15 protein-coding genes are annotated in these 16,492 nt (G+C 55.2%); 12 read left to right on the plus strand and 3 right to left on the minus strand.

Annotated features, from left to right (window positions below; all coding sequences use genetic code 11):
- Window positions 1–72 precede the first annotated feature (72 nt).
- Window positions 73–1,335, minus strand: a complete 1,263-nt coding sequence (locus AABA51_RS09670; protein WP_338271559.1) for an O-antigen ligase family protein — start codon at window positions 1,333–1,335, stop codon at window positions 73–75.
- Between the two features lie 178 nt (window positions 1,336–1,513).
- On the opposite strand from AABA51_RS09670, the gene AABA51_RS09675 reads away from it, so the two are divergent.
- From AABA51_RS09675 to wecB, 11 genes are all read left to right on the plus strand, one after another.
- Complete coding sequence (locus tag AABA51_RS09675) at window positions 1,514–2,314, plus strand: HpcH/HpaI aldolase family protein (RefSeq protein WP_338271560.1); 801 nt, start codon at window positions 1,514–1,516, stop codon at window positions 2,312–2,314.
- Window positions 2,311–3,087 carry an SDR family oxidoreductase gene (locus tag AABA51_RS09680; RefSeq protein ID WP_338271561.1) on the plus strand — a complete coding sequence of 259 codons (777 nt, stop codon included), beginning with the start codon at window positions 2,311–2,313 and terminating at the stop codon, window positions 3,085–3,087. Before AABA51_RS09675 ends, AABA51_RS09680 begins: the two co-directional genes overlap by 4 nt.
- A 49-nt stretch (window positions 3,088–3,136) precedes the next feature.
- The gene (locus AABA51_RS09685; protein ID WP_338271562.1) at window positions 3,137–3,880 is read left to right on the plus strand and encodes an SDR family NAD(P)-dependent oxidoreductase; all 744 of its coding nucleotides are present in this window, start codon (window positions 3,137–3,139) and stop codon (window positions 3,878–3,880) included.
- 20 nt (window positions 3,881–3,900) lie between these two features.
- Window positions 3,901–4,662 carry a cytidylyltransferase domain-containing protein gene (locus tag AABA51_RS09690; RefSeq protein WP_338271563.1) on the plus strand — a complete coding sequence of 254 codons (762 nt, stop codon included), beginning with the start codon at window positions 3,901–3,903 and terminating at the stop codon, window positions 4,660–4,662.
- Between the two features lie 261 nt (window positions 4,663–4,923).
- Window positions 4,924–6,153: a hypothetical protein gene (locus AABA51_RS09695; RefSeq protein WP_338271564.1), complete on the plus strand. Its 1,230-nt coding sequence runs from the start codon at window positions 4,924–4,926 to the stop codon at window positions 6,151–6,153.
- A 2-nt stretch (window positions 6,154–6,155) separates the two neighbouring features.
- Window positions 6,156–6,677 carry a KdsC family phosphatase gene (locus AABA51_RS09700; RefSeq protein WP_338276511.1) on the plus strand — a complete coding sequence of 174 codons (522 nt, stop codon included), beginning with the start codon at window positions 6,156–6,158 and terminating at the stop codon, window positions 6,675–6,677.
- A 43-nt stretch (window positions 6,678–6,720) separates the two neighbouring features.
- Complete coding sequence (locus AABA51_RS09705; protein WP_338276513.1) at window positions 6,721–7,644, plus strand: glycosyltransferase family 2 protein; 924 nt, start codon at window positions 6,721–6,723, stop codon at window positions 7,642–7,644.
- A gap of 122 nt (window positions 7,645–7,766) precedes the next feature.
- On the plus strand, window positions 7,767–8,687 hold the full coding sequence (locus tag AABA51_RS09710) for a glycosyltransferase (RefSeq protein ID WP_338271565.1): 921 nt from the start codon (window positions 7,767–7,769) through the stop codon (window positions 8,685–8,687).
- Window positions 8,684–9,925 (plus strand): glycosyltransferase family 4 protein, encoded by a 1,242-nt coding sequence (locus tag AABA51_RS09715; RefSeq protein WP_338271566.1) that lies wholly within the window; start codon window positions 8,684–8,686, stop codon window positions 9,923–9,925. The genes AABA51_RS09710 and AABA51_RS09715 overlap by 4 nt, the downstream gene beginning before the upstream one ends.
- A 10-nt stretch (window positions 9,926–9,935) precedes the next feature.
- On the plus strand, window positions 9,936–10,946 hold the full coding sequence (locus tag AABA51_RS09720) for a polysaccharide biosynthesis protein (RefSeq protein WP_338271567.1): 1,011 nt from the start codon (window positions 9,936–9,938) through the stop codon (window positions 10,944–10,946).
- A gap of 4 nt (window positions 10,947–10,950) precedes the next feature.
- Window positions 10,951–12,084, plus strand: coding sequence for a non-hydrolyzing UDP-N-acetylglucosamine 2-epimerase (gene wecB, locus AABA51_RS09725; RefSeq protein WP_338271568.1), 1,134 nt, complete (start codon window positions 10,951–10,953; stop codon window positions 12,082–12,084).
- Here the strand turns inward: wecB and AABA51_RS09730 are convergent.
- The gene (locus tag AABA51_RS09730) at window positions 12,081–13,886 is read right to left on the minus strand and encodes an ABC transporter ATP-binding protein (protein ID WP_338271569.1); all 1,806 of its coding nucleotides are present in this window, start codon (window positions 13,884–13,886) and stop codon (window positions 12,081–12,083) included. The genes wecB and AABA51_RS09730 overlap by 4 nt on opposite strands.
- Before the next feature lie 131 nt (window positions 13,887–14,017).
- Between AABA51_RS09730 and AABA51_RS09735 the strand changes: the two genes are divergently transcribed.
- A complete protein-coding gene (locus AABA51_RS09735) occupies window positions 14,018–15,652 on the plus strand; it encodes a hypothetical protein (RefSeq protein ID WP_338271570.1) in 1,635 nt (544 codons plus the stop codon).
- On the opposite strand, the gene AABA51_RS09740 is transcribed toward AABA51_RS09735, so the two are convergent.
- The gene (locus AABA51_RS09740; protein ID WP_338271571.1) at window positions 15,589–16,455 is read right to left on the minus strand and encodes a dTDP-4-dehydrorhamnose reductase family protein; all 867 of its coding nucleotides are present in this window, start codon (window positions 16,453–16,455) and stop codon (window positions 15,589–15,591) included. The two genes, AABA51_RS09735 and AABA51_RS09740, sit on opposite strands and share 64 nt — an antisense overlap.
- Window positions 16,456–16,492: the final 37 nt, after the last annotated feature.

Raw genomic sequence — 16,492 nt, forward strand, 5'->3', positions numbered from 1 at the left:
TACTAACGCCCCTTACGACCTAAGCTCCAGAAAACCAAGCCTTCCTGCGTGCAGACGCACACCGAGACCCAATCATACTTGGCGGCCTGCGCCAGCGGTTGCCCCCAGCAAGCCCCTGCCCCGCAGGTATCCATAAGCCACCGCGATGAAGGCCATCCCCGCCTGGCCGTGCTCGTTCATCATGGTCGTGTTGCCGAGACCCGCCACTGCAAAGCCAACCGCCACCAGAAGAGCGCCCACGGCAATCCCACGATCGACCGGGTCTTTCTGGTCACGGCTTAGGACAATCGGCAAGAATACCCTGAAGTACAAAAACAGCAGGAGTGTCACGAGGACTACGCCGACAAGGCCGCGCTCAATCAGCATTGTGGTCCAGAGGTTGTGGCCGTGATTGTAGTGCCAGTAGACATTGGGATCGTACTCGAGCCCGTCCGCCTCGAGGGCTTCGCGGACAACCTCTTCTGATGTAGCTGGCCCGAAACTGAACCAGCCCGTCCCAACGATTGGGTGCCGGTCCCAGACCGCCAACGCTGAGTTTAAGATCTTCCCACGCCCAGAGAAGATGTCGTCGCTTGTAATACGCGCCTGTAATTCAGTCCGAAGGTTGGCTGCCGGCGGCGTCATAAGCACGCCACCGACGATGATTGCTCCGGCAGCAATAGCGATCAGCAGCCCACGAAACGACCAGCGGCGAACAGCATAAATACTAATTGCAACAGTCAGAACCGCCGTAATGGTTACACCGCCGACAAGACTTCTAGACGGCGGGAGGAAGGCCAGCGTGGAAACAACAGCAAGCAACCCCAGCATCAGCAGCCACCTCTGTCGCATGTACAGGGTACCCAACCCCACGGCCAAAGGCACGAGCGTATACATTGACGAATGATTAACTGCTCCAACCGACCGAAACTCTGGATAGGCCTTTCCGTTAAAGTGCCACACCCAGAAGCTTTCCCCGACGGCCACCACGCCACCGACCAACAGCGCAGTACAGATTAGGAGCAGTTGATTGCGCGAATAATCAAGCCGTGCCGCTCCGATCACAAAGAGGGCAAGTAGTGTCCAACGCGGCGCAGAGTTGAGAGGCGTGATCGTATCCCCATACGCGGAGAACAAAGGTGCCACCCACAGGACAGATGCAAGGCCCAAGATAGGCCAGTTAAAAACACAATTTACGCCAAGGGACTTGGTGCGAAAAGTCTGAATAATCCACGTTATCAGAAATAGAGCACTGAAGATGTTCTTCGGCGCCTCAAATAATGGAAGGCAAAACGTTACCAAACAAATAAAGCAAACCTCAAGAAATGAAGCAGAGCGTTGGCGTGAAGTAAGCATTTTTTGGCCACCCAAGGTTTGAGAATTAACTAGAACTCAAAAATAATCTTTTTCATTTAGCCTACACCTTGCGCATGCCGACACGTTAGGCATGACATCCAGACGGTTCTTCTGGCACTGCGGCCACCTTGTAGACAGGTACATCGAAGTGTACAGCGTAAGCTAGGAAGTCCGGGAGATGAAGATGTCCTACGAGGAGCGTCTAGCAAGACGTAAAGCGCTTAAAACTAAGCTCATGAACCGCGAACCCGTGTTTGGCGGGTGGGTTTCCTACCCTGACGCGGCAATCACCGAAACCTTTGCGATGGCAGGTTTCGACTTCATCGCTATCGACATGGAACACACCACGATCTCTTTGGACGAAGCCAAACGGATCATCTCGTCGGCACAAGCCGAGGGTGCGTGTTGCTTCCCACGGCCCGTCAGCCACAGCAACGACATCCTCAAACCGCTTCTGGAAGCGGGAGCAGACGGCTTGTTCATCCAGATGGTAGAAACACCTGAGCAAGTCCGCGCGCTGATCGACAACATGAAGTTTCCGCCCGTTGGGCGCCGTTCCTATGGCGTGAACCGCGCGCATGGCTATGGTTTCGATTTTGATCGCTACATCACGGAATGGAACGACAGCTCGACGCTAGTCTTGCAGATCGAAAGCATCCAAGCCGTCGAGAACATAGACGCGCTGCTTGCTTTTCCAGAAGTTGACGGGGTCATGGTCGGGCCTTACGACATCTCCGGTAGCCTAGGGGTGCCCGGTCAAACCAACCACCCGAAAGTGCGTGAAGCAGGTCGCCTAGTCATCGAAGCCGCACAGCGGGCTGGCAAGAGTTGCTGCACGCAGATCGCCGATGTATCGGTAGAACGCGTTAGGGACGCTTTTGACCAAGGGTTCACATTCGTCATTCTAGGCTCGGACCTTTTCATTCTTTGGAAGTGGGCAGAGAACATGCGCACCGTGATGGCAGAGGTTCGCGGATGAGCTTCGTTGACGAACTCTTCTCGATTTCCGGACGTACGGCGATCTTGACAGGCGCAGGCGGTCACCTGATCGGAGAAATGTCGCGCGGTCTGGGCAAGGCGGGCTGCAACGTAGCGGTTTTGGACCTTCGGGAAGAAAAGGCGGAAACAGTTGCGCAACAAATTCGCGATGCCGGTGGATCGGCGCTAGCGCTGGCTTGCGATGCAACCCGAAAGAGTGATCTCGAACACTGCCTAGCAACAACCGTCGCAGAATACGGTTCGGTTTCAATCGCCGTGAACGGAGCAGGTATCAACGCGCCAACGCCATTTCTGGACATCCAACTTGAAGACTGGCAGGCTGTCATGGACAGTCAGATAACCTCGACCTTTCTTAGTTGTCAGGTTTTCGGCGCTCACATGCTTGAGCATGGCCGCGGCTCCATGATCAATATTTCGTCCGCTTCAGCAGGCCCTCCCCTGTCCAAGGCCTTTGCTTACTCGGTGGCAAAGGCGGGGATCATGAACTTGACGCAAAATCTTGGGCGTGAATGGGGAACGCAAGGCGTCCGCGTGAATGCCATTCGCCCTGGTTTTTTCCCTACGGACTGGAACCGAAAGAACTTCATCACACGAGAGCGCGAGGCGGCGATCCTCGGTCACACGGCCATGCAAAGGTATGGTGAGGTTTCTGAACTTGTCGGCGCGCTGATCTGGCTGGCATCGGATGCGTCAAGTTTTGTGACTGGTGCAGAAATCGCTGTGGACGGCGGTTATTCTGCCATGACGATCTGAAGCCTGACACAAAGCTGAAAATACCCTCTATCAAACCAGAGAAAATTGAATGAACAGAACCGTTTGCATTACCGGAGGCAGCCGTGGAATAGGGCGAGACCTTGCCATTGCCTTTGCGAATGCAGGCTATTCTGTTTTTGCTGGCGCGCGGACGGAAAGTGGCGTCGAAACGGCTGCACGCGGCATCCGTTTCGTCCGCATGGACGCACGACGCGACGACGATCACGCAGGCCTTGTTGAAACGGCCGTTGCCGAGACCGGTAGGCTGGATTGCTACATCAACAATGCCGGCGTCTCAGCTTGGCGTCCAGTGATCGAAATTGATGAAGAATTTCTCGAAGACATGCTTTCCACAAACTTGAAATCTGCGTTCTGGGGGAGCAAACGTGCTGCACTAGCCTTGTCCGAGGGGGGCACCATCATCAACATCTCCTCGCTCGCGGCAAAACGGGGAACACCGAATAATTCAGCTTATTGCGCAGCCAAATTCGGGATGACCGGTCTTACACAGGCTCTGGCAAAGGAACTCGGTCCCAAAGGTATCAGGGTGAATGCTCTGTGCCCGGTCCTCGTGCGGACCCCCGGATTAATCGAGGCATTGAGCGATCCAACCTCTCCGGCGAAGGGTGATCCAGAGGGCTTTCTGGCGGCCTTTGCAAGCTCACAAAGTGCCCTTGGGCGTCTGCCGACAGGGGCCGAAGTCGCTGCTATGGCCTTGTATCTCGACTCGCCCGCCGCATCCGCAATCTCAGGCCAAAGTATCAACGTCGATTGCGGAGTGCTGCCGCAATGAGTTCAAGGAATGGGCATCGCGTGGTCGGCATCATTCCGGCGCATCTTGCTTCGATCCGTTTTCCACGAAAGGTGCTGCACCCATTTTCGGGGCTCGCAATGATTGAGCATGTCCGTCGCCGAGCATTAATGTGCCCCAGCCTTGCGGATGTTTATGTGGCGACCTGCGACGATGAAGTCGCGTCAATCGTTTCAGCAGGCGGCGGAACTGTCATCAGGACGGGAAACCACCACCTTAATGGCACCTCTCGCATTGCGGAAGCCGTTCAGAATGTCGATGCCAGCCATGTCGTGCTGCTCCAAGGCGATGAACCCCTCCTTTTACCGCGCCATGTCGAGGCGTTAACCGCCTCAATGCTGCGCCACCCGAACGCACAGGCGTGGAACGCGACGGGAGACATCCACGCTCCTGAGGAACTTGACCGTCATTCCTTCGTGAAATGCGCGGTAGGTACGGATGATCGAATTCTTTATTGCTTCCGGCGCAGCCCATCCACCGCTCCGTACGAAAAACAGATCACATATATCCGAAAAATTCTTGGGCTTTTTGCGTTCACAAGAAACTCGTTGCTGAGTGTAGCGGCAGCCCCGACGTCCGTAGTGGAGTTCAACGAATCCATTGAGCAAATGCGCATCATCGAGAGCGGCGGAACACTCGTCTCTGTACCTGTCGATGTAGCTTTGCCGTCTGTAAATGAGCCGCATGAAGCGATGATCGTAGAGGACGCGATACGTCACAACGCCGAGCAGCAGGACCTTCTGCGGCGCGTGCTGGAGGGTTGATCCCTGGGAAATTGGTCCATCGAAGCACTGCAATCCATCAGCGCAGGCTGCGAGGCGCTTCTTCGGGAAACAGGGGCAGATCCCGAACGTTTTGCGATTCCAGCGCTGCATTTCCGTTCCGCGCATCCTGAAGCGATAAAAGTTTATTATGATCTAGACTGCGCACCCACTCCCAGTATTCGCGACCTTTTTTCGCAGTTCAATGATCGGTGGGCAGGCAGATTGGGTTTACCTGATAGTGAAACCGAAAGCGGCTGTGACTTGCTCTTCATTTCGCATCTTACGGCAGCTAATCAATGGACGCAGGACGCGTCAGATCCCTACTTCGGAAGCTTACCTTGGCAGTTGCAAGAGCAGGGCTATCGCATCCGCATCGCGTTGATTGACCACACGGCGACATCCCTTTCAGACCTAAAAGGCATGGCACAAACACCTGCTACTGTTGTGCGCACCCTCATTCCTCGACGCCTAGAACGGAAAAAGGAGGCAGTCATCGCAGGTAAGCTCGCAGCCGTCGCAGCACGCCTGCGCGATGGCTCGGATGAGGTCAATCTGCGCCGCTTGGCGGCCCGTCAGGCGAAACAGGGGGCCTCGCGGCAATCTTTAAGGATAGGCACGACCATTTCCCAGCTCGTTGGTAGGCACAGGCCAAAGGCGTTGGTCTTCACTTACGAAGGGCACGCTTGGGAGCGTATCGCGATGCACTTGTCGAGACAAATCGATCCGGATATTCGGTGCATCGCTGTTCATCACGCCATCCTTGCTCCGATGCAGCATGCAATGACCACCAGCTACGGCGGCACCTTCGACCCCGACGTGATCCTCGCCGCAGGACGAGCTGCGTTGGCATGGCTTTCCCACGCGCCCGGCCTGAAGGGCATTCCGGTCGATCTGCTCGGCAGCCCGCGTGCCCGCTCAGCCACGCCTGTTCCTGACCAGCCCAAGGACGGTAAGAAGTGCCTTTTTCTGCCGGAAGGGATGGTCTCCGAAAGTATCTTTCTCGCGCATGCCGCCTATGATTTGGCGGCACAACGGCCTGACCTAACCTGTACGATCCGTTTGCATCCCCTCACCTCTCGAGACGATCTCGCGTCGAGGGAGCCACGCTTCCGCACAGCGCCCAGCAACATCGAATGGTCGCCTCCGAACCGAACATTGGATGAAGATGGCCACCTTGCGACCTGGGCTGTATATCGGGGTTCCTCAGCCGTCTTGTCTGCAATGACCAGCGGGGCGATCCCAGTCTATCTGGGCAACGAACCCCTCGAACTGCAGATCAATCCTCTTCGAGGGGCCGAAGAAATTGTTCAGGTCATTAACCACAGCGCGAAGCTTGCGACCTCACTGGACGCACGAGCCATCGACGTAGGTATGCTGCGGAAGGGTTGGGATTATGCGCAGAGCTACTACACTCAAATGGATAGTAATGTGATCCTGCGTCATGCGTTCGGCTCAGTGATCTGCCCATCGATGATAGGGGACGCCACATGAAGATGCCATCTCCGCTGCCGAAGTCCCATCCTGATTTCGCCCACGTCCGACTTCTTTGCACAGATGTCGACGGCGTACTCACCGACGGCAGTCTGTACTATGGGGCGGATGGGAATATTATAACTCGGTTTCAAGTTTTGGACGGGCATGGGCTCAAGAGCGTACAAGCGGCTGGCATTTTGACGTGCTTCGTTACCATGTCCGACACCGACCAGATCCGTCGCCGTGCCGCGGATTTGCGGATAGACTATTGCCTATCCGGCATACGTGACAAGGTTGCAGCTATTTCAGCCCTTTTAAAAGATCTGGGAATTGATTGGTCTGAAACTGTCCACATTGCCGATGATGTCAATGATATTGGCCTGTTGCAGAAGGTCGCTCTTCCCGTTTGCGTGCCCAACGCAGTGGATGAGGTTCAAGCGATCTGCCGATATGTCACGCATCGTGCAGGCGGTAACGGAGCCGTCCGCGACCTCTGCGACGCTCTCGTAGCTTCCCGCAGTCCCGACATGACGCCGCTTTAAAGTATAATTCCTCTCCCTCCATTATCGAACGTTAGAATTGATCATGTCGCCCGTCTCAATCGCATATGTTGTACCGACCAAGGATCGTCCTGCAGACCTGCGCAAGCTACTGGACAGCCTTCAGCAGCAAACATCACAGGCATCCCAAATCGTGATTGTGGACGGAAGCGATACACCGATAGAAAAAATTCTAACGGAATATCCAACTCTCCCGCTGACTTACGTTCGCGTTTATCCTCCATCACTCGCACGCCAACGGAATGCGGGAATGGCTGCGCTGGATCCAGATATATCTGTTGCAGGGTATTTGGATGACGATCTCGAACTAGCGCCGGATGCAACGGAGCGAATGAATACCTTTTGGAACAAGGCTCAAAATGATATCGGAGGTGCAGCCTTCACTATCGTCAACCAACCAGGCCGCGGGCGGATTGGTGCGTTGATCTCTAGTCTCTTTCTTCTGAACAGCTCTGCGCAGGGCCGTGTCCTTTGCTCTGGTTTTGCAACTTCAATCTTACCGCGAGAAACTACTGAAAGAACTGACTGGCTCTATGGTGGTGCAACGCTCTGGCGGCGCGAGATAATAGAGGCCTACCAGTACGACGAATGGTATATAGGTCACGGCTACCTCGAAGATCTCGACTATAGTCATCGCGTTGCACAACAACACAGTCTCTATGTGGTGGCCGAGGCCCGGTGTTGGCATTGGCCAAAGCCGGTGAAGATCGAACAAAACTTTGCGTTAGGTCGGCAACAGATCCTGAACCGAATATATTTTGTACGAAAATTTGATCATTTCAGTTGCGCGGGCTTCGTTTGGGCAATGTTCGGACAATCGATACGTAACCTCTTCGAGCCGCTGCAAACACGCGATCGAGCAGGATGGATCCGCTTCCGAGGTAACCTAAAAGGCTACGCAGATCTTTTTCGTCACGGCGTACGACAGACAGAAGGCATCTGGAAATGAGGGATGCGCCATCTGAAGTCGGGCTCGAAAGGCACTTTGTCCTACATGCACCGAACATTCACTCCGGCGGTGGAAGGTCGCTTTTGCTACCCTTGCTACGAGCATTAACACCTCCAGCGACCGTGCTACTGGACAGCAGGCTAACGCCCGTACCAAAAATAGATCCCAAAATCACCGTTCTAAGTTTTTCACCTACCCTTCTTGGCCGTTTGCGGGCCGAACTCGCCTTGCGTAGCCTGACGCAGCCACAAAATGACATTCTTTGTTTCGGAAACCTGCCGCCCCTTCTTTCTCGAGCTGAAGCAAATACTTCGATATTTCTTCAAAACAGATACCTGATACCTCCATCGTCTTTCGCAGGCCTTCCCTGGAAAACAACAGTTCGGCTTTGGATTGAACGCATCTGGCTGGCCAGGCGTCGCGGTGCTGCTCGGCTGATCGTGCAAAGTGAGACAATGGCGAGCGCCGTAATAAAAGCATTTAATCAAGAGCCGGATATCTACCCCTTCACGCCTCAACTTTCTCCGGCCTCAAAAGCCGAATACGGTAGCAAGTCTCTCGACTTTCTTTATGTCGCCTCTGGCGAAGCTCACAAGAACCACATCACGCTCTTGGCTGCTTGGGAGAGGCTTGCAATGAGCGGCCTAAAACCTTCCTTGGGCCTTACTCTTTCAGCTTGTGATGCAGCGCGTTTTGAAGCACCTCTGAGATCCGCACGCTCTGCAGGTGCCATGATCGAACTACTGCCTCTGCGCAGCGCCGAAGAAATGCCCGAACTCTATGCGTCAGCTCGCGCAGCGATTTACCCATCGCTATTTGAATCCTTCGGCCTTCCGCTGATCGAGGCGAAGGCGGCAGGACTTCCGATTATTGCAGCTGAGCGCGATTACGTGCGAGACTTGGTGGATCCAGTTGAGACGTTCGATCCCACATCTGAGAATTCAATAGCTCGAGCCGTTCGTCGATACCTCAGGCAACCAACGGATCGTATCGAGATTTTGAACGCCAAGGGCCTACTTGTCAAACTGAGGCAAAATAAATGACCCGCGTCTTGCTCGTTTCACAATACTATTGGCCAGAGTCCTTCACCATCACGTCAGAAGTCGCCCGCTTGGCTCACGAGGGCTTCGAGGTAACGGTGCTGACGGGACAACCCAATTATCCAGAAGGGCGGATCTTCGCGGGCTATTCCGCCTTCAGTATTCGACAAGAGCTCGTCGAGGGGATCGAGGTCATTCGCGTTCCCCTTGTCCCACGAGGTCATGGCTCAGGTCTACGTTTGATCCTGAACTATCTGAGCTTTATGGTGTCTGGTCTCCTGATCGCACCGTTTATCTTGCGGGGCCGGCACTTTGATGTTGTTTTTGTATTTGGGCTGTCTCCCCTCATCCAGGCTTTGCCTGCCATCCTGATCTCCAAGATAAAGCGAGCAGGGCTTGTTCTATGGGTTCAGGACCTGTGGCCAGAAAGTCTTTCTGCAACAGGCTTCGTCCGTAGTCCCGTGCTGCTTGGCATAGTGCGCCTGACCATTCGGTTCATTTATCGCAACTGCACCGGCATCCTTGTGCAGTCGGATGCCTTCCGCCCTCCAGTTGCAGCTCTGTCTCCACCAAACGCAAAAATAGAATATGTCCCGAATTCCGGGCAGTCCTTCGAAAAGAATGCGCGACCTTCAGATGCCGCTCGCAAGCTGGGCGAGCAGATCGGACAAAGCTTTTCTGTGGTTTTCGCTGGAAATCTTGGCCGTGCCCAAGGGCTAGACACGGTACTTGAATCGCTTGAACTTCTGCGCGACCTTCCAGACGTTCAGGTCTTTCTTGTAGGTAGTGGATCACTCGACGTGTGGCTGGAACAGGAACGTAGCCTTAGAAACCTGACGATGCTTCACCTACCAGGGCGTTTTGATCCCGCAGATATGCCCGAAATACTTTTGAATGCTTCGGCCCTACTCGTCTCTCTGCGCAAGGAAGAGATCTTCAGCCTGACCGTCCCAAGCAAGATGCAAACCTATCTGTCTGTCGGCAGGCCAATCATCGCTTCACTTGATGGCGAAGGAGCGCGCATCCTATCCGAAGCCGGAGCGGGTCTCGCAGCGCCTGCAGGCGACCCGTCTGCCCTTGCCTCCGCCATCCGTTGCATGGCAAGCCTTCAGCCAATGGAACGCAGCGCCATGGGCCTTTCTGGTCAGCGCTACTTCGATAGGCATTTTGCACCTGACCGCATCACGGCGCTTCTGTCCGAGAACCTGACAGCCGCCGCTCGAAGAGGGATGCGGCCCTAAGGAGACTAATGTGTTTACCGACAAGACCCTGATGATTACGGGCGGAACCGGTTCCTTCGGGAATGCCGTCCTCAAGCGCTTCCTCGATACGGATTTGCGGGAAATCCGCATCTTCAGCCGTGACGAGAAGAAGCAAGAAGACATGCGGATAGAGCTGAATAATCCTAAGCTAAAGTTTTATATCGGTGATGTTCGCGAGCCAAGCAGTCTTAGCAATGCCATGCATGGTGTGGATTTCATCTTCCACGCGGCCGCACTAAAACAGGTTCCGTCTTGTGAATTCTACCCGATGGAAGCGGTCCGTACGAACGTGCTTGGCACCGAGAACGTCATGAACGCAGCCATTCAAGCCGGCGTTCAGCGCGTTATTGTCCTGAGCACCGACAAGGCTGTCTATCCCGTCAATGCCATGGGGATATCCAAGGCGATGATGGAAAAACTCGTAGTTGCAAAAGCGCGCCTGAGCCGCCCGAGCGACACTGTGTTCTGTGCAACACGCTACGGCAATGTGATGGCTTCGCGCGGCTCAGTCATCCCGCTCTTCGTAGCACAGATCAAGGCAGGAAAACCGCTGACCGTAACAGATCCGAGCATGACCCGTTTTCTGATGTCTCTTGAGGATTCGGTCGATCTCGTGCTGCACGCCTTCGCTCATGGGCAAAGGGGCGACATATTCGTGCAAAAGGCTCCGGCATCGACGGTTGGAGATCTTGCTGAAGCCGTGCGCCAGATTTTCAACTCGTCGCTCCCGATCCAGATCATCGGAACACGTCATGGTGAGAAGCTCTATGAGTCCCTGCTTTCACGTGAAGAAATGGCGCAAGCTGACGACACAGGAGATCATTACCGTGTCCCAGCTGACGTTCGAGACTTGAACTATGCTAAATATTTCAGCGAAGGCCAGACAGAGGTTTCGGAATTGGAGGATTATACTTCTCACAATACTCGTCGACTAAACGTAAGCGAAGTAAAGGACCTGCTCCTCTCGCTTGACTTCATCAAGGACGAACTGCGTGCTTAAGGTCATGACGATAGTCGGCACTCGGCCGGAACTCATCAAGATGAGTCGTGTGATCGCCGAATTTGACAGGCACACGCACCACGTCCTTGTTCACACCGGACAGAACTACGATTTCGAACTGAACCAGATTTTCTTCGATGACCTTGGAATTCGTCGTCCGGACCATTTTCTTGAAGCACAGGGTGAAACTGTCGCGGAAACCATAGGTCAGGTCATTATTGCTGCCGACAAGGTTATCGCGCGCGAGCAGCCGGATGCCATCCTTCTCTATGGCGATACGAACTCCTGCTTGTCCGTGATTTCGGCAAAACGCAGGAAGGTTCCGGTCTTTCACATGGAGGCCGGAAACCGTTGCTTTGACCAGCGAGTTCCGGAGGAGCTGAATCGGCGGGTTGTGGATCACCTGTCGGACATCAATCTTGTCCTGTCCGAACATGCGCGGCGATATCTGGTGGCCGAAGGTATTCGTCCAGAAACCATCATCCGCACCGGAAGCCACATGGGCGAAGTGCTCCATCATTACAAAGACGGCATCGCCGGCTCGCGGATTCTGACAGAACTGGGCATTGGCCATGATGCGTTCTTCGTCGTTTCAATCCATCGTGAAGAGAATGTCGATAGTCCGGAAACTCTTCGGACCCTGCTCGACTGCCTCAACGACATGGCGCAGACCTATGACCTCCCGGTGATCGTCTCTACACATCCGCGCACCCGCAAGCGGCTGGACGCGTTGACCGGTGCCTCCATTGATCCGCGTATCCGCTTTTTGAAGCCATTCGGCTTTTTCGACTACATCCGACTGCAACTGGAGGCCCGTTGCGTGATCTCGGACAGCGGGACGATTACGGAAGAGGCCGCCTTCCTGAATATCCCTGCAGTTACGTTGCGCAACACGCATGAACGGCCTGAAGGGATGGATGCGGGGACTCTCATCATGTGCGGCCTTGACCGTTCCAGTCTGCTGGACTCGATCCGGATCGTCTGTGCGCAGCACGACCGGGCCAAGCGCAACAGACCCATGATCCGAGACTACATCTCGGATATCGATCCGCACCCGGTTTCGCAGCAGGTTCTTCGCATCGTGCGCAGCTATATGGGCTATGTCCGCCGCACAGTCTGGCGTGAAACCAACGCCTAGTCGCCTGTTCCTGCCGAAGTATCAGCGGCTCCTTGCAAGCGCCGCAAGACGGGATGCTCTTGCATGATCACTTCGGTCAAGCCCAGACCGACAACCCGTCCAGCCTCCAGCACAAGCAATCGATCACAACGCTGCACGGTGCTCAGGCGATGTGCCACGACGATACAGGTCTTCCTGTCTGCCAGCGCTTCAATCGCTGCAACCACGGCCTGCTCGGTCTCACCATCGAGCGCCGAAGTTGCCTCATCGAGAACAAGTATGCGCGGGTCATGATAGAGCGCCCGCGCGATCCCCACACGTTGCCGTTGCCCCCCCGACAAGCGTGCTCCCAGATCACCCAGAGGTGTGTCCAATCCATTCGGCAGGGTCGCCACCAAGGCGTCGAGCTGAGCCATCCGCAAGGCGGATAAAACGGCCTCGTCGTCGATCGCATGATCCGGCAGACCGAACGCCACATTGCGACGCAGGCTGTCGTCAGTCAGAGATATGGATTGTGGGACAAAGCCGATTTGTCGGCGCCACCCGTGCAGGTCGGACTGGATGTTCACGCCATCGTGGACCACCGCACCGGCATCGGGCGGCAGAAGACCGAGCAGGAGATCGACGAGAGTGCTTTTGCCGCTGCCGGAAGGCCCAACAATACCAAGGCTACCACGATCTGGCACGTCGAAGGTGACGCCATGCAGCGCAGCGGGCCCGCCAGAAAGGTACGAGAAAGAGACGTCGCGCAGGCTCAACCCGCGTTCAAGGGGCGGCTCGAACCTGCCGGGGAGTTGATTTCGCTTCTCCGGCTCGGATCTCGTCAGATCGGCATGGACAATCCTCACCGCCTCGACGCCCATCCGCATTTGTTGCAACGCCCCAAGGATGCGATTGGCCGATGTCATCAGGCGCAAGGCTGCCACGGCGAAAAGCGCCAGGATAGCACTGAGTTCCCCCGGTGCCCTTGCGGGCAAGGCCACGAGAACGGCTGCTGCGACAGTGACAACAAGAACGGACTCAAGATAATAGCGCGGCAACTGCGTATAGAAGGCCCGTCTTGCCTGCGACTGGGCATAAAGCCCACGTGCCGAAGAAACCTGGTCGATGAACTCCGCCTCGCGCCCCAGAACGCGGATTTCGCGCCCGGCAGCCAGTCCCTGCTTCAGATGCAGCAACAAATCTAGATTGGCCTTCTGAAAATCTTGCCCGACACTGCGCAACCTGCCGCGAACCATCGCAAAATACAGCCCGCCTGCTGTCGCCAGCACCAAAGCAGCGCTCACCGCAATCCTGGCCTCGACGATCAAGAGCATACCGAAAACGGCAATCACCAAAAGCGCCTCGACGGCGAGCGTCATCATCGGGATAAGATATGACAGGAACAGATTGCTGACGGAAACCGACGCGTTCCGCATCATTTCGGAAGAGTTTCGCTGGCTTGTGTATTGCCATGGGTCGCGAAGATAGCGCGCGAAAAGCCGCGTGCCCACCCGCGCCTCAGCGCGCGACAAGACGTGATATTGCCAGCCCACTAGCCAGGCCGACAGGACGTTCTTTGCCAGAAAAACGCCGATGACCAAGACACCCAGAACCATGCCTTCGACCGGAAGCCAGCGCGCAAACTGATACATCATCCCGCCACTGCCCGTCGGATCGGCGACCGGTTCGGGGGAAAAGAGCGAAAGCATCAAGGGAAAGACCAGACCGATACCCAGCGCATCGAGAGCTGCGATCACAGCAAAGGTGACAAGCAATGGCACAAGGGCGCGGCGCGTATCCGCGTCCAAAATCGCAATCGTTCGTCCAAGATCACCCCACATGGCGTGGGCATATCGGTTGCAGCAACCGCTGTCACCTGGAAAGGATGTCCACCGCGAAGCGATATTGCCTTCCCCTGCGGGCTGCCGTAGTGTTTAATAAAGAATATTAAAATTTTTTTCGGTTCTGGTCGATGGTAAACGAAGTCAAGGAAAGCCTTTCATATTCAACATCGAAACTGCTTTTCATCGCGACAGCAGTCTTCGCTATTGCAACTTTAGTGATCGGAAAAACTCCGTTGATGGATCACTCTGGCGCGCTTCTCGTGTGCGCCTTTACCGCGTTACTGGCCCTTGCGCTTCGTTATTCCCCCATTGAGCTTAAGCCGCATGTTCTTGCTATTGCATGGTTCGCAATTGTTTTTTTTCTCCCACGCCTGTTCACTTTTGCCACGTTCCCTCCCCAGACACTCGGTGCAATAGGCCTCGAGCACCTCACGCCGGATCAAGTGACGAAGGGCATGGCCTTTGTCACAATAGGAACCATGGCATTGCTTTTTGGCCTTTGGATCGGCAATCTTCCATTTTCCAAGAAACCGCTGCTGAATGAAAAGCCCAGTAGGTTAAAATCTCTACCACTTGGTCCAATACTCCTTTATTGGATAGCAGCGCTGGCTGCTTCATACTATATTTCAATCGTGCTTGAGATAAGCATATTCGGCCCCCCGGAAAACTGGGGAAGCCGCAGCGGCTGGCTCATGCGGATTTTTGACACTGATGTTGCGTTACTGCTTTTACTCGTCTGGACAGCAGTTCAACTAACCCGGAGCAAGCCGAATTACTGGCTAATTGCGGGGCTACTGATCATTTGGCTTTTTGTGTCGATGTACCTCGGCTCACGTGGTGGCCCGCTTCGTATTCTTTTTCTTCTTGGACTTGCAAGCATAGCCCTCCACGGCGATCCACGCGTAGGGCTAAGAAGACTTATCCTTATCGTATCCTTGACTTTTGTGGCGAATGCGCTCGTTTATCCTTTGTCCTCGGCAATACGCTACGGGATTGGCGGGGTTGAGAACGCCGGTGAACAACTGGTCGCAGATTGGCAGCGAAACCCGCATCCCCCTTCTTACGATCCGGTGCAATTCACTCCGGTGCAACGCATTCTATGGAACAACCAAACCATCATCCACGGCGCGCGTCTTGTGACTCCAATTACAACACGGTTAGGCGTCATCGACTATCCGCTGATAATAGTTAATCGGCCGCCGGATCAAGAGGTTATCGATCGGTATCTCTCATTAGGATACGCACTACGCAACTACGCCAACAACATGGTGCCGGGTGAACTGTTTCCCGACAATGACGTAATGACCTCACGAGTTTTCACTATGGCCTATCGTGGCGCGACCGAGTCCCACATTAGACAAGCGTTCCTTTCAGAGCCATGGACATCATGGGGGTATGCTTGGATCAAGGGGGGGGCCATAGGTGGGCTCTTTATTCTTGCTGCATTGGCGGCCGTATCGCAGTTCGGATATCGTTTAATGGGGCAGATCCTCCCCTCCGCAGTCGCGCCCTATGTCTTGACGACATGGCTTTTCGTTGGCTCGCTCAACGGGCCCTTGCAACTTTTCGGGATCGACCACTGGTTGACGGTTGCCAGCCATGTGTTCATGGCGCTCACAGTCGCAGGTGTGTTGGGATGGATTACGTCACGCTCGCTTGGCAAACTCGGCTTAACTTCAGCGTTCTGGGTGCTGCAATCTCACCGCGCGCGCAAATCCCCAGCCAACTCTGAAAGCATGGCGTCCCAGGACGGCACGTCATAACCCGTCACATGGGCAAAGCGCGATCCGTCGAGACTGCGATCAACGACAACAGAATCGTCAGGGACAAGGTCCACGGGCAATGCCGCCATCCGGGCGAACTTCTGCAACAGCTCGAACTTGCTGATGGGCGCAGACGCCACATGATAAAGACCGCTCATCTGACTGTGATCGGTCAGCAAGGCAGAGATCACCCGTGTCAATTCCGCGGTCGTCAAACCGGAAAAAATCGCACGCCGATAGCCAGGAACCCGGCCCCGCTGCCGCAGAAACCATTCAATAAGACTTCGGAAGCGGGCCAATTCCAGCCCGATGATCGAAGTTCGCAGTGTAAGGCACCCCTCTCCCGTCACCTCGCCCAGAAGTTTCGTTCGCCCATAGGTATCATTCGCATCGGGCGTGTCATTTTCCGCATAGCCGCCCCGCGTCCCCGCAAAGACGCAATCGGTACTCATGTGGACAAGGCGAATCCCGCGCTCGCCACAAGCCCGCGCAAGACGATGTGGCAACAGCGCGTTCAACTCGAGACTTTGGAGGACATCCGTCGAGATCGGACGCTGCTTTACAATGCCGACGGCGTTGACAACGATCTGCGGTGCAACCTCGTCGAGAGTGCGCAGCAACACGCCCTCGGAGGCCATGTCGCGACCGAACACCGTATTTGTCGCTTCGAACAACCGCTGCGCCAGAGCCTCCGGTTTCTCGGAGCGGACGGATCCGACCACGTCGAAATTTCCGCGCAGACCCAGAAACAACTGGTGCCCCAGCATCCCGTCCGCACCCAGAACCAACACGCGTTTCTTCAAGGCTTGTCCACCGTCATGATTGTGGCCCCGTCGTTGC

This window comes from Roseicyclus marinus (assembly GCF_036322625.1).
Taxonomy (GTDB): Bacteria; Pseudomonadota; Alphaproteobacteria; order Rhodobacterales; family Rhodobacteraceae; genus Roseicyclus; species Roseicyclus marinus_A.